The sequence below is a fragment of the Cytophagales bacterium genome, from assembly GCA_019456305.1.
In the GTDB taxonomy this organism is placed as follows: Bacteria; Bacteroidota; Bacteroidia; order Cytophagales; family VRUD01; genus VRUD01.
In genome coordinates this window covers 20,784-47,482 of the sequence record VRUD01000029.1, presented here as the reverse complement: position 1 = coordinate 47,482, position 26,699 = coordinate 20,784, and the positions used below count along the sequence as shown (strand labels likewise).

Sequence of the window (26,699 nt, the reverse complement as noted above, 5' to 3'; positions counted from 1 at the left end):
CCCCCCGAAAAGGAGAAACAGGGAATCGGAGAAACGGAGAGAATAAAAACGAAGCGATTCACCGATTCACCCATTCACCCGTTCACCCCCGAGTGCTCGGGGGTAAGGAATAGTGGCGGAGGTGATTTAAAGGTGGGCTGGCAGGGAGAGGAAGAGTTTGATGTAAAGCCTAATTTAAGGCGTGAGGCTGCCTTTAAAGAAGGGGGATTTTATGTATTAAGAGATAACACCAGGTTTGCTTTCATCCGCTGCGGCAAACACAAAGACCGTCCTTCCCAGGCCGATAACCTGCATTTAGATATTTGGGTAAACGGCAAAAATATATTGCGTGATGCAGGTTCTTTTAAATACAACACTACTCCTGAAGATATCAAATATTTCATGGGAACCATTTCACACAATACAGTAATGCTTGGCAATTACGATCAAATGGAAAAGGGAGAACATTTTATCTGGTATTACTGGAGCCAGGCGGTAGAAGCTAATTTGAGTGAAGATGATGAGTGGCTCATATTTAAGGGAAAAATTCATGCTTTTAAGCATATTAAGCCCAACATTTTTCATACCCGTATTGTAAAGCAGCATAAAAAGCAATTGCTCTGGGAAATAGAGGATGTGATTGAAATACCCCCACCAGGCATCAAATTATCCGCAAAACAAATCTGGAATTTTGCTCCTGATTTTTCTAAGGATGGATTTAAGATCACTAGCAGAGACAAAAACGGAAATGAAATTGAAGGCAAAGAAAGAGATGCTTTTTATTCGTCTTATTATGGAATCAAAGAGCCTTCCAGGCAGTTGGTTTTTGAGACTAATGGGGAGTATTTTAAGACAGTGATCTTTTATGAAGATACTTTATCTTAATTTTTAAAAAATAAAATGTATTTGGATATTTTTGGATTATTCATTTAATTTGTAAAAATTAAAGAGAAAAAGTTATATGAAGAAGCAACTTAAAATACCGAAATTCAATAATAATGAGCTTACTCGTAATAGGTTCCGTAGCCTTTGATGCCATAGAAACCCCCTTCGGGAAAACAGATAAGATCATAGGCGGGGCGGCCACATTTATTTCACTGGCTGCATCTTACTTCACAAAGCCTGTAAATCTGGTAGCCGTAGTAGGTGGAGATTTCGCAGTAACTGATATTGAGCTAATGCAAAACCATGGTGTCAATACAGAAGGCTTGCAAATTAAGGAGAACGAAAGATCATTTTTCTGGTCAGGCAAGTACAGCAATGATATGAATACAAGGGAGACACTAATTACTGAATTGAACGTATTAGAAAATTTTGACCCGGTCATTCCCGGTTCTTACCAGGATTGTGACTTTCTTATGCTTGGCAACCTAGTACCCCAAATTCAAAAAACAGTTATTCAAAGATTAAATAACCGTCCGAAATTGATCGTATTGGACACGATGAATTTCTGGATGGATACTGCCCTTGATGATCTTTTGGAAACTATTTCTATGGTTGATGTACTATCTATCAATGATGAAGAGGCGAGACAATTATCAAATGAATATTCATTGGTAAAAGCGGCAAAAAAGATTTTAAAAACGGGTACTAAAGTGCTTATTATCAAAAAAGGGGAGCATGGCGCTTTATTGTTTCATGAAAATCAGGTCTTTTTTGCACCTGCCCTGCCGCTTGAAGATGTATTTGACCCTACCGGTGCCGGGGATAGCTTTGCCGGTGGATTTATTGGTTATTTAGCAAGCACCAACGATATTTCCTTCCAAAATATGAAAAGAGCCATCATTTATGGTTCGGCAATGGCATCTTTTTGTGTTGAGAAATTTGGTACAGAGAGATTGGTTGGTTTATCAAAGGAAGGTTTGCAAGACAGGGTTCGACAATTTGTTGACCTGGTTCAATTTGAGATTAATTAATGGTAAAATGCCTAAAATGAGCTTCAAAAAATAACGAAATTTATACGAATTCTCAGGCTACAAACACGTTCTGATGGTAACATTATGTCTCTTACTTTTTCGTACATTCGTACTTATTTGCTATTTCATTGATAGCAAATACAAAAAATAAAGTTAACTTTACACCAACTAACTTAAATAACTAATTAAGAGATGAAACGAACATATCAACCACATAAACGTAAAAGAAAAAATAAACACGGGTTCAGAGAGAGGATGGGCTCGGTTGGTGGTATAAAAACATTGGCAAGAAGAAGAGCTAAAGGCAGAAAAAAGCTTAGTGTCTCTGATGAAAGAAGACATCCATAAAAAATTCACAAAAAGAGAACGTTTAAAAAGCAAAGAATTAATTAAGGAACTTTTCGAAAAAGGGAGATCAGTCAATTGTTTTCCTATTCGCCTTTTATATCTTTCAAATGAAAAAAGAGATTTCCCCCAGGTATTGATCACTGTTTCCAAAAAAAAATTTAAGCGCGCAGTTGACAGAAATCGAATTCGCAGACAAATGATAGAGGCTTATAGGATAAATAAACATTTTCTTCTAAATTCTAAATTTAAAACACCTTATGCTATTGCAATAATATATGTTTCAGATAAGAAAATACCTTTTCAGGAGTTAGAAAGAAAACTAATTTTGGCTTTACAACGTTTAAATTATGTATAATGAAAAATATCATAAAAAAAATTACTATTGTTGGCCTGCTGTTCTCCCTCTTTATTAGCATCATTGCCGTAGCCCCTCCGCAAGAAAAATTCTTTGAAATATCAAAATACCTCGATATTTTTGGTACCCTGTTTAGAGAAGTGAATCAATATTATGTTAATGATATTAAGCCGGCTAAATTAATGAATCAAGCCATTGATGCGATGCTGAAATCATTAGATCCTTATACCAACTTCATACCTGAAGATGAGATTGAGAATTACAGATCGATGACTACAGGACAATATGGGGGAATCGGTACCATAATTGGTAAAAGAAATGGTAAAACAATTATATTATTACCCTACGAGGGATTTCCTGCCCATAATTCCGGCCTGCAGGTAGGAGATGAAATTTTAAAAATTGACGGAATTAACATCACAGACAAGTCTTCAAACGATATAAGTAAATTGTTAAAAGGCCAGGCAGGTACAATGGTTACAGTAACTATACAGCGTTATGATGTAAAAAATGAATTTGATATTGAATTAATCAGGCAAAAAATAAAAATTAAAAATGTGCCCTATTATGGCATGGTCAATAATGAAGTTGGCTATATTCGCTTATCCGATTTTACTACAAGTGCATCTAAGGAAGTAAAAAAGGGTTTGAACAGCCTCAAAGATAAAGGAGCAACAAAAATTATTCTTGACCTACGGAGTAATCCTGGCGGGTTGTTAAATGAAGCCGTTAATGTTTCAAATATATTTATACCAAGAGGCATGGAAGTAGTTAGCACAAAAGGCAGGGTAAAAAATTGGAATAAAAAATATATCACACTCGGTCAACCTGCTGATACTGAAATACCGCTTGTTATTCTTACAGATAGAAAGAGCGCCTCTGCATCAGAAATCGTGGCTGGCGTAGTACAGGATTATGATAGGGGAGTCATATTAGGACAAAGGACTTTTGGAAAAGGTTTGGTACAGGCAACAAGGCCCCTCTCATACAATTCTCAGTTAAAGATCACTACAGCAAAGTATTACATCCCCAGCGGCAGATGTATCCAGGCTATCAATTACAAAAATAGAAATGCGGATGGAAGCGTAGGTAAAATGCCTGATAGCTTAAAATCTGCTTTTAATACAAAAAATGGCAGGGTCGTTTATGACGGAGGCGGTATAACCCCTGATATAACCGTTGAATCCAAGCCATTGGCGCCAATTACTCTCAGATTAATTAAGAAAGTTTTATTGTTTGATTATGCCCTGGATTATCATAGCCGGCACGATTCTATTTTACCCGCAAAACTGTTTAAACTATCTGATGCTGAATACCAGCATTTTATAAGCTGGTTATCAGATAAAGAATATGATTATAAAACAAAAGTTGAGAATACACTTGAACAATTAGTAACACAAGCCAAGAAAGAAAGATATTACGATGATATTAAAAACCAAATAGAGTCTTTAAAAAAACAGGTAAAACATAATAAAGAAACTGACCTGCAAAAGTTCAGGGAAGATGTCAGTGAATTGCTCGAAGAAGAGATCGTTAAAATGTATTATCTGCAAAAAGGGGTTGTAGAAGCTTCATTTGATAATGATCTGTATATACAAGCTGCATTAGAACTGTTTAATGATCCTGAAAGATATGATAAGATTCTAAAAGGAAAATAATTAGAATTACGGATTTCCGATTTTCAATTTCGGATTTAAAACCGTAAACAAAAATCCCAAATCCACAATCTTAAATCCGAAATTCCAAAATGTCCTTTTATTTATACTTATTCATTGCAGGTAGTGTTGGCGGATTTTTATCAGGATTATTAGGAATAGGCGGTGGTATCATTTACATTTTGGTAATTCCTGCCGTTTTACCGCATTTTGGAACTCCCCATTCAGAAATTGTTCAATATACCATTGCTAATTCCATTTTTGCTGCTCTTTTTGCTTCATTGGCTGCAAATGTTGTATTGGTTAAACGTAAAAGTTTTTATTTAAAAGAAGCTCTTTTTGTTGGATTGGCTGGTGCATTTAGCGCGATATTATTCCTGCAACTTATTGTCAACACAGATTGGTATTCCAGGCAAATATTCAACATTGTTGTTGTTTTATTATTGATCTTTATGCTTTCCAGATTTCTCCAAAAATTTTATTTTTTACCAAAAGCCTCCCACTATGGTGTTAAAAAAGAAGCATCTGTATTGAAAACAGCAAAAGACCAGCAGGAAAATACAGATAAGAAAAAACTGACCTTAGCAGGATTGGCAGGTGGAGCATTATCAGCATTATCCGGGTTAGGAGGTGGCATAATAATTATTCCAATCCTTAATTCTATTATGCACATTGATATTAAAAAAACAAATGCTATCTCGCTAGGCGTCATCACCATCACATCTTTGATAATGACTGCCTTTAATATGCTTGAAACACCACACACCATACACCAATCACCATTCACTAATCACTATAGTGTTGGATACATTATTTTTCCGGTTGCTCTCTCACTTGCATTGGGTGCAGTAGTAGCTTCCCCTATTGGGGTAACGGTTTCAAAAAAGGCGTCTTCTAAAACGATCTATATAATTTTTTCATTTTTTTTGATCGTGGTGATCATTAAAAAAATGATGGACATTTTCTAATAAGAATTGATGCTATCAATTCGGAATTTAGTTTGTTTTAAATACACATATATTCAAATCTATCCTTCGTACTCTTAATGAACAGCTACTGGGTACTGGGTTCTGGGTTCTGTATACAAATGTTACTTTATTTTCTAATTACCCAGCACCCAATACCCAGCACCCAGAAACTAACTTACTTTGTCATGTCTTTAATCTTAAGCATAGAAACCTCAACAAAAGTCTGCTCTGTCGCCCTCCACGAACAAGGCATCCTGGTTGCTCGTAATGAAATTATTGCAGAAAAGTCTCACGGTGAGATTTTAACCGTATTAACAAAAAATATCATTTCCGGGAATGGTTTTAACTTTAATCAAATAGACGCCATCGCAATCTCCAAAGGGCCGGGTTCATATACAGGGCTGCGAATAGGCACGTCCACAGCAAAAGGCCTCTGCTATGCCCTTGAAAAGCCTCTAATTGCAATAAATACATTGCAAGCGATGGCTTATGGACTAAATCAACAGTTTGTTAAGGCAACAATCCAACAACTCCAATTCCCAATATCCAATCTTAAATCCGATCCCGAGTACTCGGGACGAAATTCGAAATCCGAAAGACGAAATCCGAAAGACGAAATCCGAAATCTTAAATCCGAAATTCGAAATCCGAAAGGCGAAATCCGAAAGGCGAAATCCGAAATTCGAAAGGCGAAATCCGAAAGGCGAAATCCGAAATCCGAAATCCTTATCTGCCCTATGCTTGATGCACGCAGAATGGAAGTTTTTTATGCTATGTTTAATACATCAAATGAGTTTATTAAAGATACTTCCGCAGAAATAATAGATGAATTTTCATTTAAAGATGTATTATCGGCAAGTAAAGTGATTTTTTTTGGAGATGGAATGGATAAATGCAGGCCTATACTTTCAAAGCATGAAAATGCAATTTTTATAGACGATATCTTTCCATCTGCCAAAAATATTGGCTATCTTGCAACAAACCGTTACAAAGAAAACGATTTTGAGGATGTAGCATATTTTGAACCGTTCTATCTTAAAGATTTCGTGTCATTCTAAAATATTATGGAAAATCAGGATGTTATAGTAAACCGAGTAGCAAAAAGCAGCCTAATAACCCTGAATCTTGAAGATTATTATTCCCAGGGCGAACGCGTAGTTTATGATATTAAAGATAATCTGTATGAAGGGATCGCTTTAAAAGAAAAGGAGTTTAGAAAATTTGTTAAGGAAAATGACTGGACGATCTACAAAAATAAAAATGTAGCCCTCACTTGCAGTGTTGATGCAGTGATACCTACGTGGGCATATATGCTTTTAACAGTACATATCTCACCTTATGCTAATAGGGTTGTATGGGGTGATCTTGAGATATTAGAGCAAGCTTTGTTTCAGGATGCGTTGTCAAAGATAGATCTGAATAAATTTAAAGGCGCCAAAGTAATAGTAAAGGGCTGTGGCAGCGCCCCAATTCCACCCTCTGCTTACGTAGAAATTACAAGGTTACTTATGCCTGTGGCATTGAGCATTATGTTTGGAGAAGCTTGCAGTGCAGTGCCATTATTTAAAAAAACCCAACCGAAATAAAACTTGTATTATTTTTTAATAGACTTTATATAAATGAGAAAGATTTTAGTTCTTTGCACAGGCAATTCCTGCAGAAGCCAGATGGCCGAAGGGTTTATCAGGCATTATGCAGACAGTGAAGTGGAAGTTAGTAGTGCAGGTATAATTGCGTACGGACTAAATCCAAAAGTCGTTCAGGTGATGCGGGAAATTGGTATTGATATTTCCAATCACAAATCTGAAAGTGTTGATAAATATTCAAAAAATAATTTTGATCTTGTGATCACAGTATGTGATAATGCACAGGAGCATTGCCCAAACTTTCCTGCCAGCCCCCCTCTAACTCCAAGCCCCCACAGCCCCCCTCTGACTCCAAGCCCCCCTTTAATCCCTCCAAAGGGGGGAAAGAAGAAAGGGGGGAGAACTGGCCAACACTTTACCCTTCCCCGAGGCAAAAGCGATGGCAAAGTCCCCCCTTTGGGGGGATTTAGGGGGGCTGATAAAGGGGGGAGAACTGGCCAACCCCTAAACCAACGTTCTTCAAAAAGATTACATCACGACTTTGCAGACCCTACCAATGCTACAGGAACAGAGGAAGAGATATTAAATGAATATAGAAAAGTAAGGGATGAGATCAAACACTATTGTAAAGACTTAGTAAAGCGCTATAAAACAGCTTAAAAAAAAATTCGCAAGTTAATTATAACCCCCGCTGCCATTCTTCCCTTAATCCTGCAAACTGCGGATTGTTTATTGCGTATCTTATGAGGAGTATCGTATTCTATGGGAAGAACATTCATTGAACATAGTTAAAATATTTTGGTTTACTCGTGTTTGTAGAGACGTTACATGTAACGTCTCTACAAACACGAATTGGTTTACTCCCTCCCAAACTTTTTCAAAAACCGTACATGAGAGCGTAAAGCACCTCCAATTGTCGGATAATCATAATATGGCAGGTTAAACTCCCCTGCCGTTTGCTTCACTATATCGGAAAGAGGCCGGTGATGTACATGGCAGATTCTTTGAAAAAGATGGTGCTCAATGTGAAAATTCAGCCCGCCAAAAAAGAATGATATAACAGGATTATTACGTGCAAAATCGGCCGTGGTAAGCAACTGGTGCACTGCCCAGTTGTTTTCGATTTTACCGTCCTTATCCGGCAAGGGGAAATCAACATCAACAACCAGATGTGCCAGCATGATTGTTATTGACAGTGTAACTCCCTCGAAAAAGTGCATGGCGGCAAATCCGGTTAGTATGATCCACCATGGCTGATTTATCAATATTAAGGGTAAAGCCAAAAACACTAAATAATAAACGGCTTTGAAGAAAAACAGGTTAAAATATTCAATTTTCGGATGTTTTTTGTCATGATATTTTCCTGTGCTTTTTTGAAAAAACCTTTTATAATCTTTCAGAAAAACCCATGCAAGCGATGTGAATCCATAAAAAAAGAAAGTGTACCAATGCTGCCAACGTTGTATCTTATAGCGCTTCTGGTGTGGAGATAACCTTACCAGGGGTACCGCATTAAGATCTTCGTCATATCCCTGGATATTGGTGTAGGTGTGATGCGCAATATTATGCGTGAGGCCCCACAGATAGGCATTGCCACCGGCAATATTCAGTATATAGCCTAAAATTAAATTTACTGTTTTGTTTGACGAGTAAGCGCCATGAATGGCATCGTGGCATATATTTACACCGGCAAAGCCAGTAAATAAGCCCACCAGTATCCATAACAGATACATTACCGGAAGGCTGTATTGTCCTAAAATCAATAGAAAGTAGGAGCCAAATAAGACTGATAGGATAAATAATGTTTTAAAGATCATAAAGCCATTTGCATATTGGGATATTCCTTTATCCTCAAAATATGCTTCTATTCTTTTCTTTAAAGTTGAAAAGAATTCAGAATCACCTTTTCCTGCGAATGTTATTTTTTCTGCCATAGTTTTATTTTTTTGGTTACGTAATTAATTCGGGTGCAAAAGTATGTTGTTTTTGTAGAGACGTTACATGTAACGTCTCTACTTTGCTCGCAATATTTGGCAAATTTAATATTAAGCAAATTTTAAAAAAATGATTTTTGTCAGTTTTATTTTTCTGATAATGCAATTTGAAAAATTATGCATTTTACAACGCTAATTTAAAATATAGCCTTTCTATTTTAAAAAATAATTATATCCATTGAAACCCTTTTATTACAAAATTTGTTGTACATTTGTAATTTCTAATTTAGAATTAGTCTAAATAAAAATAAGAACATGGGTAACGGAACAGAAATACTGGAAAAAGTAACCTCATCCGAGTATAAATACGGGTTTGAGACGAATATTGAAAGTGATACAGCGCCCAAAGGGTTGAATGAGGATATCATCAGGTTTATTTCTACCAAAAAGAATGACCCTGAATGGCTGTTGGAAAGGAGGCTTAAAGCTTTCAGGCATTGGCTCACTATGAAAGAACCTAAATGGCAAAATGTAACCTATCCTGAAATTGATTACCAGGATATCATATACTACGCTGCTCCCAAACAAACAGCTAAACCTGAAAGTCTTGATGAAGTGGACCCCGAACTTTTGAAAACCTTTGAAAAACTGGGCATCTCACTTGAAGAACAAAAAAGGCTTACTGGCGTTGCCATTGATGTTGTAATGGACAGCGTTTCAGTGGCTACAACTTTCAAGGAAAAATTAAACGAGATAGGCGTTATTTTCTGCTCAATGACCGAAGCCATTGAAAAACATCCTGACCTGGTGAGACAATACCTGGGTTCGGTGGTTCCCCCTACCGATAATTATTTTGCAGCGCTCAATTCGGCCGTGTTCAGTGACGGCTCATTCTGCTATATTCCCAAAGGCGTACACTGCCCTATGGAGCTTTCTACCTATTTCAGGATCAATGAGGCAAATACGGGACAGTTTGAACGTACGCTCATCATAGCAGAAGAGGGGAGCTATGTTAGTTACCTTGAAGGATGCACTGCTCCAATGCGTGACGAAAATCAACTGCATGCTGCCATAGTTGAAATAATAGCCCATAAAGATGCGGAAGTGAAATATTCTACCATACAAAACTGGTACCCCGGTGACAAAAATGGTAAAGGTGGTGTGTTCAACTTTGTAACTAAAAGGGGTATTTGCAAAGGCGATAATTCTAAAATATCCTGGACACAGGTAGAGACAGGTGCAGCCATCACATGGAAATACCCGAGCGTTATCTTAAAGGGAGATAACTCAGCCGGTGAATTTTACTCCATAGCAGTTACCAATAATTACCAGCAAGCTGATACAGGCACCAAGATGACCCACATCGGTAAAAACACAAAAAGCAGGATCATATCAAAAGGTATCTCTGCGGGAAAAAGTAACAACAGTTACAGGGGATTGGTCAAAGTACTCAAAAGAGCCGAAAATGCCAGGAATTTTACACAATGCGATTCACTGCTGATGGGAGATAAATGTGGCGCCAACACCTTTCCCTACATTGAAGTAAAAAATAATACTGCAATCGTTGAGCATGAAGCTACTACTTCTAAAATTGGTGAAGACCAGATCTTTTATTGCAACCAGAGAGGGATCTCTACCGAAGATGCTACTGCCCTGATCGTGAACGGTTATTGTAAGGAAGTGCTCAAAAACTTACCCATGGAATTTGCTGTAGAAGCTCAAAAGCTTTTGGCTGTAAGTTTGGAGGGGAGTGTGGGGTAATTTGAAAAAAATATTTGCCACTAAGACACCAAGACACAAAGAAAATTTTATATATTGGCTGCAAAGACACCAAGATGCAAAAAGATAAATTTAAACCCTTATCCGATACGGCATTACAAGAATGGTTTTATAAAAAACTTTGTGTAACTTAGTGTCTTTGTGTCTTAGTGGCAAAAGAAAATTATTGAAATTCCGATACTAATAAAATATATGTTAATAGTAAAGAATCTAAAAGCATCTGTTGAAGACAAGCAGATATTGAACGGCATTGACCTGGAAGTTAAGCCAGGTGAGCTGCATGCCATTATGGGACCTAATGGTTCGGGAAAAAGCACGTTTGCGGCAGTTTTGGCAGGTAAAGAAAATTATGAGGTTACGGATGGTGAAGTATCCTGGTTAGGCAAAAACTTATTAGATATGCCTCCCGAAGAACGAGCCAGGGAAGGAGTTTTCCTTGCATTCCAATATCCTGTAGAAATACCGGGGGTAAGTTCTGTGAATTTTTTAAAAACCGCCCTCAACGAAATCAGAAAATATAAAGGACTGGAACCTATGAAAGCTTCTGACTTCCTCTCTTTTATTAAAGAAAAAATGAAGCTACTGGAAATTGAACAAAATATGCTGAGCAGGTCTATAAATGAAGGCTTTTCAGGAGGAGAGAAAAAACGCAATGAAATACTTCAAATGGCAGTGCTGGAGCCAAAGCTTGCCATTCTGGATGAAACAGATTCGGGACTTGATATTGATGCGTTGAAAATAGTGGCTAATGGAGTCAATAAGTTGAGAACCAAAGACAATGCGATAATTATTGTAACTCATTATCAAAGAATTTTAAATTACATAGTACCCGATTATGTACATGTTCTCCATAAAGGTAAAATTGCAAAAACAGGAGGTAAAGAGCTTGCCCTGAAATTGGAAGAAAAAGGTTATGAGTGGTTAGGTAAGGAATCAAACAAAACGCTTTTAATTGCGTAGTATTTTATAAAATATGTCTGATTTAATTAATTTAATATGTTAGAAAAACATCAAAATATCGCCAAAAAATTTAAGGAGCTTGTTTCAAAGAAAGTTAAGGTTCATGAATTAATTGTGTATCGTTCTGAAGAATGCAAGGAAGCCATTGGATACTCTAACCTTGAACTGTTAATTGTTGTAGATGAGCTTAATAGGGAAATTGAAGAGCATATCAGTGACTGTGCCTGGGAAGTAGAGTTATCTGAAGATGCATGTTTACTTACTTTTCCCACCAGCAAAAGTGAATTTGAAAATGGTCACAACAATTCACCATGGCCGATTAAAAATATTTATAGTAACGGAATAAGAATATAATGAATGAATGGAAGGATAAAATGACCAGGAGGCTGAAACACGCAAATGAGTCCCTTGAGGAAGCAAATGTACTATTAAGAGAAGGAATGAGTGCCCGCTCGATAATGAACAGATTGTATTATGCAATACACTATTCTGTACTTGCACTTTTTCTTAAAAAACAGATAGAAATAGCTTCGCATAGTGGAGCACGTAATTTATTTGGAAGATATTTTATTAAAACAGGCATTTTAGAAAAAGGCCTTTCAAAAGTTTTGCATGTTGCTTTTGATCTTCGAATAAAAGGTGATTATAATCAAACAGTAGATCTTCAAAAGGGGGACGTTGAGAACATGTTTCCCAAAGTTCAGGATTTTGTAAATAAAATAGAAGAATATCTGCTTAAGAAAATTCAGGATAATGACATTGAAGCTAATGACATTGAAGATAATGACAAAGCTTAATATTAGAAATTTATGAATCAAATAAATACTTCACATCTGAAAGAAAAATTTATCTCTTCATTTGATATATTTAACAGTAAATTGAATGGGAGGGCAACTTCATCAATAAATAAAATCCGAAGCGCAGCAATAAAAAGATTTGAAATTCTCGGCTTTCCAACCACTAAAAATGAAGAGTGGAAATACACGAACATTAACCCCATTCTAAACAATGAGTTTGATTTTTTAACCACCCGAATTTCACCTGCTCCGACTGAGTCGGAGTCCACTTCAAAAAGTAACATTCAGCCCTGTTTGTTTCATAGATCTGTGTTAGAGACGCCCAAATTGGTAGAGACGCCCAATTTGGACGTCTCTACCAATTTGGGCGTCTCTAATACAGTTGTTTTTATTAATGGACACTATTCCAAAGAATTTTCAACTATTATCAGTCCTGCAAATGAATTGAGGATAGAAAGCCTGGCAAAGACTATGGCAAATGACCCGGGTATGATTGATAAGCATTTTGGCAAATATGCAGATTTTCAAAATAATGCCTTTACAGCTTTAAGCACTGCATTCGCTGCTGATGGGGCTTTTATTTATGTGCCCGAGGAAGCAGTAGTAAGTTATCCGGTACTATTATACTTTATCACTGATACAAGGCAATCAAATATTATCGCACAGCCACGTAACCTGTTTTTATTGGGTAAAAATAGCAGGGTGAGCATAGCAGAATCTTTCAGCACCATAGACCTGCCTGCCTCCCACTTGCCTCGTATTGGGCAGGCAGGCGTGAGGTCCGGATTTACAAATATTGTTACTGAAATAATGGTTGGGAAAAACGCTGCAATGGATTACTACAAAATACAAAATGATAGAGATACATCCTGGCACATAGGCACCACACAGGTTTACCAGGCAGCGAACAGCAATTTTACTTCTACCACTGTTTCTCTCAATGGCGATATTATCCGCAATGATCTGAACATAAAGATAGATGGTGAAGGTTGTGAAACGCAATTATATGGCTTATACCTTTTAAACGGTAAAAGTCATGTTGACAATCATACTTTGGTTGATCATGCAGTACCTAATTCTCTTAGTAAAGAATTGTATAAAGGGATTCTTGACGATAAATCCACCGGTGTATTTAATGGCAAAGTCATAGTAAGGCAGGATGCTCAGAAAACAAATGCTTTCCAGTCAAATAAGAATATTTTACTATCAAATGACGCTACGGTAAATACAAAACCTCAATTAGAAATATTTGCTAATGATGTAAAGTGCAGCCACGGTGCCACTACCGGGCAAATAGATGAAGAAGCGCTTTTCTATCTTCGCTCAAGAGGGATTGATGAGGGCAGGGCAAAAGCTTTGTTGATCCATGCTTTTGTGAGTGAAATACTTGATAAAATTAAAATTGGTGATTTGAAGGAGTATTTGCAAAGGGTTATAGCTGATCGGTTGAATAAATGAAAAATATTATTAGAATAAACACTAATAAATACTATTTTTGCAATAAAATTAAATTTATGACTTGGTTTTCTATTACATTGTTAGTACTTGGAGCGCTTGCCCTGATTACTCTCGCCATTGTTAAATACCAGCAACGGCAGGAACAACAAAAGCATTCATCAAAATAGATTGTTACTATTCGGATCGGTATGCTCAATTTTGCCACAAAAACACCAAGACACACCCCTCTGGCGCAAGCGTCAGCTTGTGTTTTACATCGGGTCATCGGGGAAAAATTTGCCGACTGTGGACTGCCGGTTTTCATTTATATTAATTTATCAGCACTCTCCGCATCACCTTATTTGAAGCCGTTCTGGGCAAGGCGCTTACTATTTTTACTTCAAATATCTTAAACAAGCAATTGAAAAGAGCATACGAATGGTTGAGTGATAACTCAGACTGGGCTTTAGATGTATTTTATGAATTAAATCCTGGACTCAAATGAGACGAAAAATTAAAATACCGGGGATCAACTAAAATAAACAGGATAAAAGACTTAAACATCTCTGTAGTTTTCAATAGTTGAAACCGGTTTAGGCAAACATTTAGAAATTAGTATAAAATAACCTAAATCATTATGACAAAATTACAAATACCCGTTTTTCTGATTCTTTTTAGCTTTTCAGCTTATTCACAAAAAACAGGTGATGAGGCAGATACCTATAATAGTAGAGGTATTGCTAAAAGTAAATTAGGAGATCACTATGGAGCAATAAAAGATTTTAATAAAGCGATTGAGCTAAAACCTGATTATGCATTGGCTTATTATAACAGAGGCATTGCTAAAGGTAACCTGGAGGATTACAATGGAGCAATAAAAGATTATAATAAAGCGATTGAGCTAAAGCCTGATTTTGCAGATGCTTATTATAACAGAGGTAATGCTAAAGGTTACCTGGAGGATCACTATGGAGCAATAAAAGATTATAATAAAGTGATTGAGCTAAAACCTGATTTTGCAGGGGCTTATTGTAACAGAGGTACTATTAAAGCTATCCTGGAGGATCACTATGGAGCAATAAAAGATTTTAATAAAGCGATTGAGCTAAAACCTGATTTTGCAGGGGCTTATTTTATCAGAGGTATTGCTAAACATACATTAGGAGATAAAAAAGGCGCTTGTTTGGATATGAATAAAGCCGGTGAGCTTGGTGTTTATGAAGCGTATGAAGTAATTAAACAATTATGTAAATAGAAATTAATATATTTGACTAATGGGAACACAACAATTAATAAGAGAGATTGAAAAATTACCAATTACCGGCAGAAAGGTAATTATTGAAAGAGTTTTGAAGTTTTTTCGAGATAGAGAAAATAAAAAATCAAATGAAAAAAGCAGTTGAAATACTTCGTAAAGACTATGAAACGACAAGGAATTAACTACATTTACTTCATTAGACATTGAAGACTTGTATGAAGCAAAGTGACATTTGGTATATTAAACCAAAATCATTATGACAAAAATACAAATATCCGTTTTCCTGATTCTTTTTAGCTTTTCAGCTTATTCACAAAAAACAGGTGATGAGGCAGATACCTATATTGACAGAGGTGTTACTAAAGTTGAATTAGGAGATTACTATGGAGCAATAAAAGATTATAATAAAGCGATTGAGCTAAAACCTGATTATGCGGATGCTTATTTTATAAGAGGTTTTGCTAAAGGTAGCCTGGAGGATCACTATGGAGCAATAAAAGATTATAATAAAGCGATTGAGCTAAAGCCTGATTTTGCAGAGGCTTATTATTACAGAGGTGTTGCTAAAGGTAACCTAAAGGATTACTATGGTGAAATAAAAGATTATAATAAAGCGATTGAGCTAAAGCCTGATTTTGCAGATGCTTATAATAACAGAGGTATTGCTAAATATAAACTACAGGATTACTATGGAGCAATAAAAGATTTTAATAAAGCGATTGAGCTAAAACCTGATTTTGCAAAGGCTTATTTAAACAGAGGTAATGCTAAAGATGACCTGGAGGATCGCTATGGGGCAATAAAAGATTATGATAAAGCGATTGAGCTAAAGCCTGATTTTGCAAAGGGTTATTATAACAGAGGTAATGCTAAACGTAAACTGGAGGATTACTATGGAGCAATAAAAGATTATAATAAAGCGATTGAGCTAAAACCTGATTATGCATTTGCTTATAATAACAGAGGTTTTGCTAAAGGTAACCTGGAGGATTACTATGGTGAAATAAAAGATTATAATAAAGCGATTGAGCTAAAACCTGATTTTGCATTGGCTTATTTAAACAGAGGTAATGCTAAATATAACCTAAAGGATTACTATGGAGCAATAAAAGATTATAATAAAGCGATTGAGCTAAAGCCTGATTCTGCATCGGCTTATTATAACAGAGGTCTTGCTAAACATAACCTAAAGGATTACCATGGAGCAATAAAGGATTATAATAAAGTGATTGAGCTAGAGCCTGATGATGCAGAGGCTTATTATGAGAGAGGTGTTGCTAAAGTTAACCTGGAGGATTACATTGGAGCAATAAAAGATTATAATAAAGCGATTGAGCTAAAACCTGATGATGCAGAGGCTTATTTTGGCAGAGGTGTTGCTAAAGATGACCTGGAGGATCACTATGGAGCAATAAAAGATTATAATAAAGCGATTGAGCTAAAACCTGATTATACAGTGGCTTATTTTAAAAGAGGTCTTGCTAAAGGTAAACTGGAGGATTACATTGGAGCAATAAAAGATTATAATAAAGCGATTGAGCTAAAGCCTGATTTTGTAAAGGCTTATTGTAACAGAGGTCTTGCTAAATATAACCTGGAGGATTACATTGGAGCAATAAAAGATTATAATAAAGCGATTGAACTAAAGCCTGATTTTGCATGGGCTTATTTAAACAGAGGTAATGCTAAAGATGACCTGGAGGGTCGCTATGGAGCAATAAAAGATTATAATAAAGCGATTGAGCTAAAACCTGATTTTGCAAAGGCTTATTTAAACAGAGGTCTTGCAAAAGTTATGTTAGATGATATAACAGGCGCTTGTTTGGATTTGAGTAAAGCCGGTGAGCTTGGTTATTATAAAGCGTATAAAAAAGTAATTAAACAAATATGTAAATAGAGAATAATTGGAATGGTATGAGTAATAAAAAAGAAAATTTATTAGCTTTAATTTCTCAGGGAGAGAATGCCGCCATTGAATTCAAAAGCGGGCAAGTACGCCCTGATGCCGTAGCGAGAGGTTTGGTTGCATTTTCAAACACTTTGGGTGGCACGCTGTTAATTGGGGTTGATGATGATGGAAAAATAAGTGGAATGGAAATTGAAAATTTTGATGAGTGGATTGCTAATATTTCACGTAATAATGTTGTTCCTGCTATGGATCCTATAATTTATACAGAAACCAACAAAAATAAAAAAATTGGTGTTATAGAAGTACCGAAAGGAATTTATAAGCCATATCAAACAATAGACGGAAGGTTCTGGATAAGAGTTGGTTCAACTAACAGAAGTGCAACAAAAGAAGAGCTGAGCCGGCTGTTTCAACAAGCGGGGCTGGTAAATTTCGATATCTCACCTTTAGAAAGAGCTGATATGAGCTGCTTAGATAACGATAAACTGCATAATTACTGGAATACTTATTATCACATTGATTATCAAGGTATTGAAAAATCAGAGAGGGAAAATTTGCTGTTCAATACGGATATATTAGTGCCTTTTCTGGATGGCAATGTTGTGAGTGTAGGAGGTATGCTCATATTTGGGAAAGAACCTCAAAAATACCTGCCGCAAAGCGCTATCATTTTTGCAGTATTTAAAGGGAAAAATATTACCGATGAACTGGTTGATAAAAAAGAGATCACCGGCACTCTCCCGGATATTATTGATAATACAGCATCTTTGATACAATTATTTTTACCCAAGCCTTCAACGATTAACGGGCTTAAAAGAGAAGAAAAAAATTTATTGCCGCCAAAAGTGATAAGAGAAGCATTAGTAAATGCCGTTTGTCATAGAGATTATTCTATCATTAACAGGAAAACTATGGTTTATATTTTTAATGACAAAATTGAGATTACCTCCCCCGGGAAAATTGCAAATACACTAACTGTAGAAAAAATCAAATACGGTAACTCTGCAATACGAAACCATTTTATTCTGAAATATCTTGACAATTACAGGTATATTGATGGCTTAGGAAGAGGTATTCCAACGATAATTAAGGAAATGAAAGGAAAAGTAGAAATTACAGAAATTGGTGAATTGTTTAAACTAACTTTAAATTACGTTATTAAATAATGAATGCTGTTTCATCAAATAATATCAAAAAACCAAAAACCTTTGATGTAAACAAGATCAGAGCCGACTTCCCTATCTTAAACCAACGAATTCGTGATGATAAGCAGTTGGTTTACTTAGATAATGCTGCCACCTCGCAAAAACCAAAAATTGTTATTGACACAATCAACAATTACTACAATAAGATCAATGCTAATGTGCATAGAGGCATACACTGCCTGAGTGAAGCGGCAACGCATGATTTTGAAGAAACCAGGGAAACTGTAAAAAACTTCCTGAATGCCTCTGCTATTGAAGAGATCATTTATGTAAAAGGTACTACCGAAGGCATCAACCTCGTAGCATCTTCGTATGGCAGAAAAAATATTAAAAAAGGGGATGAAGTGGTCATTTCAGCGATGGAGCATCATTCTAATATCGTTCCGTGGCAGATACTGTGCGAGGAAAAAGGAGCAAAGCTAAAGATCATTCCGATAAACGATGACGGGGAGATACTGATTGAAGAATACGAAAAATTATTAAGTGAGAAAACAAAGTTTGTCTCCATTAATCATATTTCAAATACGCTGGGAACGATCAATCCAGTTAAAAAGGTCATTGAATCTGCTCATAAGTTTGGTGTCCCGGTATTGTTAGATGGGGCGCAGGCAGCGCCACACCTTACCATTGATGTCCAGGAATTAGATTGTGATTTTTTTGTTTTTTCCGGTCATAAAGCGTATGGGCCTACCGGTATTGGCGTGCTTTATGGAAAAAAGGAATTATTAGAAGCCATGCCGCCTTACCAGGGTGGAGGGGAAATGATAGATGAGGTTACTTTTGAAAAAACAACATACAACGATCTGCCTTATAAGTTTGAAGCCGGTACGCCCAACATAGCCGATGCCATTGCACTTAAACAGGCATTAGAATATACTGAAAAGCTCGGAAAAGAGGCTATTTCAGCTTATGAAGATGAACTGCTCAAATATGCTACTGAAGCATTGCAGGATATTAAAGGACTAAAGATCATTGGTACGGCAAAAGAAAAAGTAAGCGTCATTTCATTTGTTTTGGATGGAATACACCATCAGGATGCAGGGATATTGCTGGATGCCGAAGGGATTGCGGTAAGAACCGGGCATCATTGCACCATGCCGCTTATGGACAGGTTTAATATTTCCGGAACTGCAAGGGCGTCTTTTGCGTTTTATAATACCAAAAGTGAAGTTGATCTGCTTGTTGAGGGAATTTATAAGGTAATAAAAATGTTTAAATAAATGACATTCCAAAATAGGTGGTTTATTACAAAAATAAATTATGAAAAAAAATTATATAAAAGTGGCTGACAAATTCCTTAAAGATTTCGAAAAAGAAATGAAAAAAGGAGAACTACAGCAAGCATCTGAAAAAATATGGGGAGCTGCCGCTCAAATTGTCAAAGCTTATGCCCAAAAAAAAGGGTGGGTTCATAACGGTCATAGAGAACTTTTTGAAGTTGTTGGTAAAATAGCCAGTGAAACCGATGATGAAGAATTGAGAGGTTTATTCGGTAATGCATCTGCATTACATTCCAATTTTTACGAAGGCTGGTTTTCCAAAAAAGATGTAATAGCAAACTCAGAGCAGGTAAAAAAGTTTGTGGATAAAATTAAGTCAATTTATTAGCAGCGTAACCTGCCTAAAAGTATTGATCAATATACGATGTATATTAAAAAGATCCCCAGAAATGGGAAATTAATGGACTATTATAATACCGTTTATGAAAATTTGCACGTTGGAGGATATTACGAAGGATTTTGTGACGTTAAAATGATAAAATCAGGATTTAAAAATGTCAAAAAGATAATTGATACACTTGATAATTAAATTAATTTATAGGACAAATGTCCAGCATCAATAAAACGCAAGACTCAATCATAGAAGAATTTTCATTTTTTGATGATTGGACCGAAAAATACAAACATATCATAGAAATTGGCATAAAGTTGCCTGTATTGCCTGATGAACATAAAATTAATGAAAATAAAGTAAAAGGCTGCCAGTCAACGGTGTGGCTCCATACCTATTTAAATGGTGAGTGTTTGTTTTTTGAGGCAGATAGTGATGCTGCGATTGTGAAAGGGCTGGTAAGCTTGTTAGTAAGGGTCTATTCAGGACAGCATCCCGATGAGATCATCAATTCTAATCTGTATTTCATTGATAAAATAGAAATGCGGCAGCACCTTTCGCCCAACAGGTCAAACGGCCTGGCGGCTATGGTAAAGCAAATGAAATTTTATGCGCTGGCGTATAAAGCAAAATTGTAACGCGACATACTTCTCGCTTTTTAAAAAAAACACAAAAACAACAATATGGCTGCAATAAACACTGAAAACGATATTAAAGCATTAAAGGAAACGATCATTGAAGTGCTTAAAACCATTTATGATCCTGAAGTTCCGGTTAATATTTACGAAATGGGATTGATCTATGAAATAGAAGTTTTCCCGGTCAACAATGTTTACGTTAAAATGACCTTAACTTCTCCAGCCTGTCCCGTTGCAGAGACTTTACCACCAGAAGTTGAAGCAAAAGTCAAGTCTATACCGGAAGTAAATGATGTGACGCTGGATCTGGTATGGGATCCGCCATGGGATCAAACCAAGATGAGTGAAGCAGCAAAGTTGGAATTGGGTTTTATGTAGTACACGATGCCACGCCTAAATGCAACTAAATGACAATGACTATAACAAGTGATGGCTATCATCTGATGACTGGATAGATTGTGCATTGGCGTCATCCGATGAATAGGGGCAATGGCAATAGCAATAACTAATGGGCATCTCTAAAAACTACACCATACATTCCCCTCTATCAAGAGGGGCAAGGGGTGTGTTTTAAAAAATATGTAGTTTTTAGAGATGCCCTAATGACTGAAATGAACTAAAATTTCAGGTATTTTAAATTTAGTTACTTTAAATTTTAAAACTATGTATTCAGAAAAAATGGTAGCTCCAATGCGGGCAGAACTTACTACGGTAGGTTTCCAGGAACTAAAATCACCTGAAGAAGTTGAAGATCTTTTAAAGGATCATAAAGGAACAACTTTAGTAGTGGTAAATTCTGTCTGCGGCTGTGCAGCAGGCAGCGCAAGGCCGGGCGTAATATTAGCCACCAAAAACAGCAACAAAAAACCTGGTAAGCTAACTACGGTCTTTGCAGGCGTAGATACTGAAGCTACCGGAAAAGCCCGGGAATATATGCAGCCTTATCCTCCCTCATCGCCTTCCATTGCTTTATTTAAGGATGGAGAGTTGGTGCATATTATAGAAAGGCATCACATTGAAGGAAGAACACCTGAGATGATCGCTGAGAATCTGGTGGGGGCATTTGAGGAGTTTTGTTAAGAAATTGCCTGTATTTCAAATTATTATTTATTATGGAAACTGTATTTCGTTTAAAAGCTTCTGAACTCAACAGCGCTTTTTTGGCAACTCTAAAAACGCTTTTTAAAGAGAAGGAAATAGAAGTCACTGTTTCTGATACCCACGATGAAACCTCTTTTTTGCTCAAAAATCCTAAAAACAGGGCACATCTTCTGAAAGCGATAGAAGATATAAAAAAGAATAAAAATCTCGTTCGCTTTACAGGTGAAGAATTTGAGAAGTATAGCAAATCACTTATATAATTAATTATTGCAAATATAATTATATTAACTCCACTACCTCCTCCACCGTCCTGAAAGCAAAACTCTCCTTAAAAGCCATCAATTCATCTTTTAAATTTGTCTCAGGAAGCTTGAAGTACCGGTATAATCTGCTTTTGGGATTTACGTGTAATTCCCTTAAATCCATGTGCTGGTTGATGAAAATAAACTCCAATGTAGGGTATATTTCTTTTATTACGTCCACTACTTCCAAAACAGACATATTCTGGTCTAACAGGTTATAAACACCTGAGGGAATATTGGTTTCCATCAGTCTGGCAAGAGCTTCATCTACTTTCTTAATGTGGATAAAGGCTCTCGTCTGCTTTCCGTTACCCTGTATTTGTATACGATTTTTAAAGTGCGCATCAAACATAAAATGATTTATCACCGCATCGAATCTCATACTTGGATTGTAACCATACACATTGCCGCATCTCAGAATAATTGTATTGATCTTGTCATTTAACCTTCTCACATGTTCCTCCCCCCGTAATTTCGAAATTCCATAAAAGGTTCTCGGGTTGGGAACGGAATCTTCATCTACCAGCCTGTCTGAAGCGCCATAAATAGAAGTGCTGCTGGTATAGACCAGCTTTGATACCTCGCTCTCTTCAATGGCATAAACCAACTCTGCCGTACCCCAATGATTAACCTGTTCAAAAAAGTGAGGATCAGTATTGGCAAAGGGAGTAGTTACTTTTGCAGCAAAATGATATACAACATCAACCCCTTTCAACATTTCCCTTAGCTTTCTTGAATCCAATATATCTCCAAAAACAAATTTAATATTAGCATCAGGAATATCTTCGTGAAGAAAAAGATTATAATTCGGCCTGCTCAGATTATCATAAACAATAATTTCCGAAACTTTGTCATTTCCGGCTAATTTATGTATCAGGCCGGTACCTATGTAGCCTGCTCCACCAGTAATTAGTACTTTCATTTTAGGTTAATGTATTATTTTTCTACTAAATCAGTATGCAGCCCGCATTCAGTTTTATTCATTCCAAACCATCTGCCGTCTCTAATCTCAGAGCCATCACCATCATCAAGGATAAATTTTCGCGTACATGGTTCACATCCAATACTGAAATATCCTTTTTCCTCAAGCGGATGTCTCGGCAGGTCATATTCTTTAAGGTACTGTTCAATCAACCTGGTATCCCAGTCAAGCATAGGATGATAGCGGAGGGTATTAAACGGAGCTTTTTCCTCTTTTTTCATTTCTTGCCTGTTGGTACTCTGGTCTGCACGTATTCCACTGATCCAAACGTCATGCGCTGCCAGGATAGGTTCTAAAGGCTGGGTTTTGTTTAAATAGCAGCAAAATTCAGGATTAGAAGTAAATAACAACCTTCCCGTTTCATCTTTTTGCAAATGTTTGGGTGTTGGTGAAAAAACATCTTGTACGTCCAACTCAAGTAACGCTGTAATTTGTTCCTTGTATCGGATCGTTTCAGGGAACAAATAACCGGTATTGATAAAGTATATGGGAATGCTCTTATCAATTTTACTCAAAATGTGTAATAAAACTATACTATGCGTTTGAAATGATGAACTGGCAAATAGCCTTAACTTTTGCTTTTGATAGTTGGTGATTTGTTGTTTTATAGGATTGATATTAAACATTCCTGGTTCCTTCGCTATCGCTCAGGACAAGTTTGTTGCAAATATAATCTATTTTACAGATTAATATTAATTTTAGCTATATTTGGGTTTTAATCTGTGCCTGCCCCGATTTCTCGGTGGTAATCTGTTTATACATGAAAGTAACTGTTTGCCGGAAAGAACATTTTAATGCTGCCCATCGGCTATACAATCCGCAATGGAATGATCAAAAAAATAATGAGGTTTTCGGAAAATGCAACAATCCAAACTATCATGGACATAATTATGAGCTGGAAGTAAAGCTAACCGGAGATGTGGACCCGGATACCGGTTATGTTTTTGATATGAAAACCATGGGTGATATTATCAAAGAAAATATTATTTCCATGTTTGATCATAAGAACCTGAACCTGGATATTGAAGAATTTAAGGATAATATCCCCACAGCAGAAAATATTGCAATTGTTATCTGGAATATTTTAAGAAAAAAAATTGATAAGAATTATGATCTAAAAGTAACTTTATATGAAACAGAAAAAGACTTTGTTGAATATATGGGCATGGCATCGTCCGACCACTGTAGCTCGGATTGTTAATCCGAGCCGGGCAAAGGCGAATGTAGCCCCTATAAGGGTTGGGCTTGGTAGAGGAAAGTGGTCAGATTGAGTATCAGCGAAATACCGATCTTATCGGGACGAATAGGGTTGGAAAAAATTAAAAGCTATAAAAATTATCTTGAAAAAAATGAATGTAGATATTAAAAAATCAAAAAGTAAAGTTTTTCCTGATCAAATTGACGGGATTAACCAATTCAACCCCGCAGTTACCAAAAGCATATCTGATAATTACAAAACTATACTTAAGGCATTAGGGGAATATCCGGAAAGGGAAGGATTAGCCAAAACTCCGGATAGAATTGCTAAGACTTTACAATATTTAACACAGGGATATCGTGTAGAACCAGAAAAAATCCTGCGTTCAGCGATGTTTAAGGAAGACCATCAGCACATGGTATTGGTAAAAGGCATTGAAATGTATTCCTTATGCGAACATCACATGCTGCCTTTCTTTGGAAAAGTGCATGTTGCCTATATTCCTAACAAATATATAGTCGGTTTGAGCAAAATACCCAGGGTAGTAGATGCTTTTGCAAGAAGGCTGCAGATACAAGAGCGGTTAACAGACCAGATCCGCGACTGTATTCAAAAAACGCTGAATCCCATGGGAGTCGCAGTAGTGATTGAAGCAAAACACCTTTGCATGCTGATGCGCGGCATACAAAAACAAAATTCCATTGCCACTACTTCCTCTTTTACCGGTGCGTTTGAAAGGCAGGCTACAAGAGATGAATTTATCCGGCTTATTTCTGCGGACTTAATTTAGTCATTTGGTCATTAATGAAGTAATGTAATGACTAATGGGCATCTCTAAAAACTACACCATACATTCCCCTCTATCAAGAGGGGCAAGGGGTGTGTTTTAAAAAATATGTAGTTTTTAGAGATGCCCTAATGACTTATAATTTAACCAACTGCCTGGTAAATATCTTATCTTCCACGCTCAGTTTCACTATATAAACCCCGGCAGCAAAACCCAATTCTTTGGCACTAAGACTATATTGGTACTTCCCGCTGTTCTGTGATTCATTTACAAGCAATTGTACGTTTCCCAATAGATTAAAAACTTCTAAAGAAACATTCGCTTTTCCATCTAGAACATAAGTAATTTCTGTTTCGTCACTAAAGGGATTAGGATAAACCCGAAATTTAAAATCCGAAATCTGAAATTCACTAACACCTGTTATAAACCTGTTCGCCTGAATGGTAACAGCTGCAAGATCACTGCATCCGTTTGAATCTGTTACGGTTACAATGTATATGCCCGAAACAAGGCTATCAGCAGTTGCTGAAGAATCACCGTTGGACCAGGCATAGGTGTAGGGAGCAGCGCCTCCGCTTACACTTACTGTTGCGCTACCATTTGCCACACCGCAAATGGCATTCGTTACACTTGTAACAGTTATGGAAATACCTGATGCATTTGGATCATATTCCCAAAATTCTTTAGAATGAGTATTCGAAGGCCATCCATATACCCCTGTAGCAACATATCCTTTGCTGCCGAGAGAAAAGATATCCCTGGTAAACAATATATTATTAGGGAAATTTTCTTTTTGTGTCCATGAATCAGTAATAGGATCATATTCCCACAGGTCTTGTTTAGCGCTCAAACCATCCCAACCTAAGCCTATATAGCCCTTGCTGCCGATAGAAAAACCTGTCACAACTCTTCTTGCATCTATAAAGTCTGCTTTTTGGGTCCAGGTGTTTGTGGTCGTATCATATTCCCAAAAATCAGCGAGGTTAGCAACATTATCCCATCCTGTACCTATATACCCTTTACTGCCAATAGAAAAAGCAGTTGCTAATCTTCTTGCGCTTCCACCAAAGTCTGCCTTTTGGGTCCAGGTATCAGTGAGCGGATTATATTCCCAAAAGTCTTTATATTTAGATGCTCCACCAGTCCACCCGGTTCCGATATATCCTTTATCCCCGATAGAAAATCCCTCTGCCTGTGATCTTGCTACTCCTCCAAAGTCTGCCTTTTGGGTCCAGGTATTGCTCCCAGGGTCATATTCCCAGAAGTCCTTTGTACCACTACCTGCACCTCCTGTACCAAAGTAACCTTTGCTCCCAATAGAAAAACCTACTGCCAGGTTTTTTGCTGGTCCACCAAAGTCTGCCTTTTGAGTCCAGGTATCGGTAAGCGGATCGTATTCCCAGAAGTCTTTTAAGTTATTTACACCATCATATCCAGTTCCAACATAGCCTTTGGTGCCGATGGAAAAACCAGCTACATTTCTTCTTGCTGTTCCGCCAAAATCAGCTTTTTGGGTCCACGCATTGCTGGTTGTGTCATATTCCCAGAAGTCTTTTAAGTTATTTACACCATCATTTCCAGTTCCAACATAGCCTTTGCTGCCGATAGAAAAGCCAACTACCCCACCCCTGGCAGTTCCACCAAAGTCTGCCTTCTGTGACCATGTGTTGCCAGGCATGTCATATTCCCAGAAATCTTTTTTGGCAGCCCCGTCATATCCGGTGCCTATATATCCTTTGTTGCCAATGGAAAATCCAACTGCTCCCCGCCTTGCGGTACCACCAAAATCCATCTTTTGTATCCATGTGTTACATTGGGCATATACCTCACCACAATCCTTTCCTTGAAGGAGAGTGAGAAAAAAAAGGATTGACGAAAATATGATTGATTTTTTCATAACTTTATTAATATCATTTTTTTTATTATTATTTGTCTAGTTGGCTATGATTATATACAAGCGTTTTTTTTATATTTTCAATAGCTAACTTTTCATT

General features: G+C 36.8%; 29 protein-coding genes. 25 read left to right on the top strand and 4 right to left on the bottom strand.

What is annotated here, in order from left to right; genetic code table 11:
- From FVQ77_08025 to FVQ77_07985, 9 genes are all read left to right on the top strand, one after another.
- Positions 1-864, top strand: an 864-nt coding sequence (locus FVQ77_08025) for a hypothetical protein (protein MBW8050271.1), incomplete at its 5' end; no start/stop codon positions are given.
- A 113-nt stretch (positions 865-977) separates the two neighbouring features.
- On the top strand, positions 978-1,895 hold the full coding sequence (locus FVQ77_08020; GenBank protein ID MBW8050270.1) for a sugar kinase: 918 nt from the start codon (positions 978-980) through the stop codon (positions 1,893-1,895).
- Positions 1,896-2,087: 192 nt separating this feature from the next.
- Positions 2,088-2,243, top strand: a complete 156-nt coding sequence (locus FVQ77_08015; protein MBW8050269.1) for a 50S ribosomal protein L34 — start codon at positions 2,088-2,090, stop codon at positions 2,241-2,243.
- Complete coding sequence (gene rnpA, locus FVQ77_08010; GenBank protein ID MBW8050268.1) at positions 2,224-2,598, top strand: ribonuclease P protein component; 375 nt, start codon at positions 2,224-2,226, stop codon at positions 2,596-2,598. The genes FVQ77_08015 and rnpA overlap by 20 nt, the downstream gene beginning before the upstream one ends.
- Complete coding sequence (locus FVQ77_08005; protein MBW8050267.1) at positions 2,598-4,256, top strand: S41 family peptidase; 1,659 nt, start codon at positions 2,598-2,600, stop codon at positions 4,254-4,256. The genes rnpA and FVQ77_08005 overlap by 1 nt, the downstream gene beginning before the upstream one ends.
- Before the next feature lie 89 nt (positions 4,257-4,345).
- The gene (locus FVQ77_08000) at positions 4,346-5,221 is read left to right on the top strand and encodes a sulfite exporter TauE/SafE family protein (GenBank protein MBW8050266.1); all 876 of its coding nucleotides are present in this window, start codon (positions 4,346-4,348) and stop codon (positions 5,219-5,221) included.
- Positions 5,222-5,298: 77 nt separating this feature from the next.
- Positions 5,299-6,279 (top strand): tRNA (adenosine(37)-N6)-threonylcarbamoyltransferase complex dimerization subunit type 1 TsaB, encoded by a 981-nt coding sequence (tsaB, locus tag FVQ77_07995; GenBank protein ID MBW8050265.1) that lies wholly within the window; start codon positions 5,299-5,301, stop codon positions 6,277-6,279.
- Between the two features lie 6 nt (positions 6,280-6,285).
- A complete protein-coding gene (locus FVQ77_07990) occupies positions 6,286-6,807 on the top strand; it encodes a DUF2480 family protein (protein ID MBW8050264.1) in 522 nt (173 codons plus the stop codon).
- 33 nt (positions 6,808-6,840) lie between these two features.
- Positions 6,841-7,467 carry an arsenate reductase ArsC gene (locus tag FVQ77_07985; GenBank protein ID MBW8050263.1) on the top strand — a complete coding sequence of 209 codons (627 nt, stop codon included), beginning with the start codon at positions 6,841-6,843 and terminating at the stop codon, positions 7,465-7,467.
- A 197-nt stretch (positions 7,468-7,664) separates the two neighbouring features.
- Here FVQ77_07985 and FVQ77_07980 read toward each other — a convergent pair whose 3' ends face one another.
- Positions 7,665-8,741, bottom strand: a complete 1,077-nt coding sequence (locus FVQ77_07980; protein MBW8050262.1) for an acyl-CoA desaturase — start codon at positions 8,739-8,741, stop codon at positions 7,665-7,667.
- Between the two features lie 315 nt (positions 8,742-9,056).
- On the opposite strand from FVQ77_07980, the gene sufB reads away from it, so the two are divergent.
- The 14 genes from sufB to FVQ77_07910 all read left to right on the top strand — a co-directional run bounded on the left by sufB (position 9,057) and on the right by FVQ77_07910 (position 21,696).
- Complete coding sequence (gene sufB, locus FVQ77_07975) at positions 9,057-10,502, top strand: Fe-S cluster assembly protein SufB (GenBank protein ID MBW8050261.1); 1,446 nt, start codon at positions 9,057-9,059, stop codon at positions 10,500-10,502.
- A gap of 210 nt (positions 10,503-10,712) precedes the next feature.
- Positions 10,713-11,480: a Fe-S cluster assembly ATPase SufC gene (gene sufC / locus FVQ77_07970; GenBank protein ID MBW8050260.1), complete on the top strand. Its 768-nt coding sequence runs from the start codon at positions 10,713-10,715 to the stop codon at positions 11,478-11,480.
- A gap of 36 nt (positions 11,481-11,516) precedes the next feature.
- A complete protein-coding gene (locus FVQ77_07965) occupies positions 11,517-11,834 on the top strand; it encodes a hypothetical protein (GenBank protein MBW8050259.1) in 318 nt (105 codons plus the stop codon).
- Positions 11,834-12,277 carry a HEPN domain-containing protein gene (locus FVQ77_07960; GenBank protein ID MBW8050258.1) on the top strand — a complete coding sequence of 148 codons (444 nt, stop codon included), beginning with the start codon at positions 11,834-11,836 and terminating at the stop codon, positions 12,275-12,277. Before FVQ77_07965 ends, FVQ77_07960 begins: the two co-directional genes overlap by 1 nt.
- A 12-nt stretch (positions 12,278-12,289) precedes the next feature.
- A complete protein-coding gene (sufD, locus tag FVQ77_07955; protein MBW8050257.1) occupies positions 12,290-13,735 on the top strand; it encodes a Fe-S cluster assembly protein SufD in 1,446 nt (481 codons plus the stop codon).
- Positions 13,736-14,351: 616 nt separating this feature from the next.
- Positions 14,352-14,969, top strand: a complete 618-nt coding sequence (locus FVQ77_07950) for a tetratricopeptide repeat protein (protein MBW8050256.1) — start codon at positions 14,352-14,354, stop codon at positions 14,967-14,969.
- A 259-nt stretch (positions 14,970-15,228) separates the two neighbouring features.
- Complete coding sequence (locus tag FVQ77_07945) at positions 15,229-16,869, top strand: tetratricopeptide repeat protein (GenBank protein ID MBW8050255.1); 1,641 nt, start codon at positions 15,229-15,231, stop codon at positions 16,867-16,869.
- 17 nt (positions 16,870-16,886) lie between these two features.
- The gene (locus FVQ77_07940) at positions 16,887-18,047 is read left to right on the top strand and encodes a histidine kinase (protein MBW8050254.1); all 1,161 of its coding nucleotides are present in this window, start codon (positions 16,887-16,889) and stop codon (positions 18,045-18,047) included.
- Positions 18,047-19,306 (top strand): cysteine desulfurase, encoded by a 1,260-nt coding sequence (locus tag FVQ77_07935; protein MBW8050253.1) that lies wholly within the window; start codon positions 18,047-18,049, stop codon positions 19,304-19,306. The genes FVQ77_07940 and FVQ77_07935 overlap by 1 nt, the downstream gene beginning before the upstream one ends.
- 40 nt (positions 19,307-19,346) lie before the next feature.
- On the top strand, positions 19,347-19,694 hold the full coding sequence (locus FVQ77_07930; protein ID MBW8050252.1) for a hypothetical protein: 348 nt from the start codon (positions 19,347-19,349) through the stop codon (positions 19,692-19,694).
- Positions 19,695-19,912: 218 nt separating this feature from the next.
- Positions 19,913-20,335, top strand: coding sequence for a SufE family protein (locus FVQ77_07925; GenBank protein MBW8050251.1), 423 nt, complete (start codon positions 19,913-19,915; stop codon positions 20,333-20,335).
- 45 nt (positions 20,336-20,380) lie between these two features.
- Entirely contained in the window at positions 20,381-20,713 is a 333-nt protein-coding gene (locus FVQ77_07920) for a DUF59 domain-containing protein (protein ID MBW8050250.1), read from the top strand.
- 285 nt (positions 20,714-20,998) lie between these two features.
- On the top strand, positions 20,999-21,415 hold the full coding sequence (locus FVQ77_07915) for a BrxA/BrxB family bacilliredoxin (GenBank protein ID MBW8050249.1): 417 nt from the start codon (positions 20,999-21,001) through the stop codon (positions 21,413-21,415).
- Positions 21,416-21,447: 32 nt separating this feature from the next.
- Positions 21,448-21,696, top strand: a complete 249-nt coding sequence (locus FVQ77_07910) for a hypothetical protein (GenBank protein ID MBW8050248.1) — start codon at positions 21,448-21,450, stop codon at positions 21,694-21,696.
- Between the two features lie 19 nt (positions 21,697-21,715).
- Here FVQ77_07910 and FVQ77_07905 read toward each other — a convergent pair whose 3' ends face one another.
- Entirely contained in the window at positions 21,716-22,660 is a 945-nt protein-coding gene (locus FVQ77_07905) for an SDR family oxidoreductase (protein MBW8050247.1), read from the bottom strand.
- A gap of 14 nt (positions 22,661-22,674) precedes the next feature.
- The gene (locus FVQ77_07900) at positions 22,675-23,346 is read right to left on the bottom strand and encodes a phosphoadenylyl-sulfate reductase (GenBank protein ID MBW8050246.1); all 672 of its coding nucleotides are present in this window, start codon (positions 23,344-23,346) and stop codon (positions 22,675-22,677) included.
- Positions 23,347-23,480: 134 nt separating this feature from the next.
- Here FVQ77_07900 and FVQ77_07895 point away from each other — a divergent pair, with 134 nt between their 5' ends.
- A complete protein-coding gene (locus FVQ77_07895; protein MBW8050245.1) occupies positions 23,481-23,921 on the top strand; it encodes a 6-carboxytetrahydropterin synthase in 441 nt (146 codons plus the stop codon).
- Positions 23,922-24,069: 148 nt separating this feature from the next.
- Positions 24,070-24,708: a GTP cyclohydrolase I FolE gene (gene folE / locus FVQ77_07890; GenBank protein ID MBW8050244.1), complete on the top strand. Its 639-nt coding sequence runs from the start codon at positions 24,070-24,072 to the stop codon at positions 24,706-24,708.
- A 133-nt stretch (positions 24,709-24,841) separates the two neighbouring features.
- Here folE and FVQ77_07885 read toward each other — a convergent pair whose 3' ends face one another.
- The gene (locus tag FVQ77_07885) at positions 24,842-26,602 is read right to left on the bottom strand and encodes a T9SS type A sorting domain-containing protein (GenBank protein ID MBW8050243.1); all 1,761 of its coding nucleotides are present in this window, start codon (positions 26,600-26,602) and stop codon (positions 24,842-24,844) included.
- Positions 26,603-26,699: the final 97 nt, after the last annotated feature.

What these genes read in the sequence shown, in the direction of transcription:
- FVQ77_08015 (MBW8050269.1), top strand. Translation starts at nt 2,088, where the DNA reads ATGAAACGAACATATCAACCACATAAACGTAAAAGAAAAAATAAACAC.
- FVQ77_07885 (MBW8050243.1), bottom strand. Translation starts at nt 26,602, where the DNA reads ATGAAAAAATCAATCATATTTTCGTCAATCCTTTTTTTTCTCACTCTC.
- FVQ77_07990 (MBW8050264.1), top strand. Translation starts at nt 6,286, where the DNA reads ATGGAAAATCAGGATGTTATAGTAAACCGAGTAGCAAAAAGCAGCCTA.
- sufC (MBW8050260.1), top strand. Translation starts at nt 10,713, where the DNA reads ATGTTAATAGTAAAGAATCTAAAAGCATCTGTTGAAGACAAGCAGATA.
- sufB (MBW8050261.1), top strand. Translation starts at nt 9,057, where the DNA reads ATGGGTAACGGAACAGAAATACTGGAAAAAGTAACCTCATCCGAGTAT.
- FVQ77_07965 (MBW8050259.1), top strand. Translation starts at nt 11,517, where the DNA reads ATGTTAGAAAAACATCAAAATATCGCCAAAAAATTTAAGGAGCTTGTT.
- FVQ77_07900 (MBW8050246.1), bottom strand. Translation starts at nt 23,346, where the DNA reads ATGTTTAATATCAATCCTATAAAACAACAAATCACCAACTATCAAAAG.
- FVQ77_08005 (MBW8050267.1), top strand. Translation starts at nt 2,598, where the DNA reads ATGAAAAATATCATAAAAAAAATTACTATTGTTGGCCTGCTGTTCTCC.
- FVQ77_07925 (MBW8050251.1), top strand. Translation starts at nt 19,913, where the DNA reads ATGTCCAGCATCAATAAAACGCAAGACTCAATCATAGAAGAATTTTCA.
- FVQ77_07920 (MBW8050250.1), top strand. Translation starts at nt 20,381, where the DNA reads ATGGCTGCAATAAACACTGAAAACGATATTAAAGCATTAAAGGAAACG.
- FVQ77_08000 (MBW8050266.1), top strand. Translation starts at nt 4,346, where the DNA reads ATGTCCTTTTATTTATACTTATTCATTGCAGGTAGTGTTGGCGGATTT.
- sufD (MBW8050257.1), top strand. Translation starts at nt 12,290, where the DNA reads ATGAATCAAATAAATACTTCACATCTGAAAGAAAAATTTATCTCTTCA.
- FVQ77_07915 (MBW8050249.1), top strand. Translation starts at nt 20,999, where the DNA reads ATGTATTCAGAAAAAATGGTAGCTCCAATGCGGGCAGAACTTACTACG.
- FVQ77_07905 (MBW8050247.1), bottom strand. Translation starts at nt 22,660, where the DNA reads ATGAAAGTACTAATTACTGGTGGAGCAGGCTACATAGGTACCGGCCTG.
- FVQ77_07940 (MBW8050254.1), top strand. Translation starts at nt 16,887, where the DNA reads ATGAGTAATAAAAAAGAAAATTTATTAGCTTTAATTTCTCAGGGAGAG.
- FVQ77_07930 (MBW8050252.1), top strand. Translation starts at nt 19,347, where the DNA reads ATGAAAAAAAATTATATAAAAGTGGCTGACAAATTCCTTAAAGATTTC.
- FVQ77_07960 (MBW8050258.1), top strand. Translation starts at nt 11,834, where the DNA reads ATGAATGAATGGAAGGATAAAATGACCAGGAGGCTGAAACACGCAAAT.
- tsaB (MBW8050265.1), top strand. Translation starts at nt 5,299, where the DNA reads ATGAACAGCTACTGGGTACTGGGTTCTGGGTTCTGTATACAAATGTTA.
- FVQ77_07895 (MBW8050245.1), top strand. Translation starts at nt 23,481, where the DNA reads ATGAAAGTAACTGTTTGCCGGAAAGAACATTTTAATGCTGCCCATCGG.
- FVQ77_07950 (MBW8050256.1), top strand. Translation starts at nt 14,352, where the DNA reads ATGACAAAATTACAAATACCCGTTTTTCTGATTCTTTTTAGCTTTTCA.
- FVQ77_07910 (MBW8050248.1), top strand. Translation starts at nt 21,448, where the DNA reads ATGGAAACTGTATTTCGTTTAAAAGCTTCTGAACTCAACAGCGCTTTT.
- FVQ77_07985 (MBW8050263.1), top strand. Translation starts at nt 6,841, where the DNA reads ATGAGAAAGATTTTAGTTCTTTGCACAGGCAATTCCTGCAGAAGCCAG.
- FVQ77_07980 (MBW8050262.1), bottom strand. Translation starts at nt 8,741, where the DNA reads ATGGCAGAAAAAATAACATTCGCAGGAAAAGGTGATTCTGAATTCTTT.
- rnpA (MBW8050268.1), top strand. Translation starts at nt 2,224, where the DNA reads ATGAAAGAAGACATCCATAAAAAATTCACAAAAAGAGAACGTTTAAAA.
- folE (MBW8050244.1), top strand. Translation starts at nt 24,070, where the DNA reads ATGAATGTAGATATTAAAAAATCAAAAAGTAAAGTTTTTCCTGATCAA.
- FVQ77_07945 (MBW8050255.1), top strand. Translation starts at nt 15,229, where the DNA reads ATGACAAAAATACAAATATCCGTTTTCCTGATTCTTTTTAGCTTTTCA.
- FVQ77_08020 (MBW8050270.1), top strand. Translation starts at nt 978, where the DNA reads ATGAGCTTACTCGTAATAGGTTCCGTAGCCTTTGATGCCATAGAAACC.
- FVQ77_07935 (MBW8050253.1), top strand. Translation starts at nt 18,047, where the DNA reads ATGAATGCTGTTTCATCAAATAATATCAAAAAACCAAAAACCTTTGAT.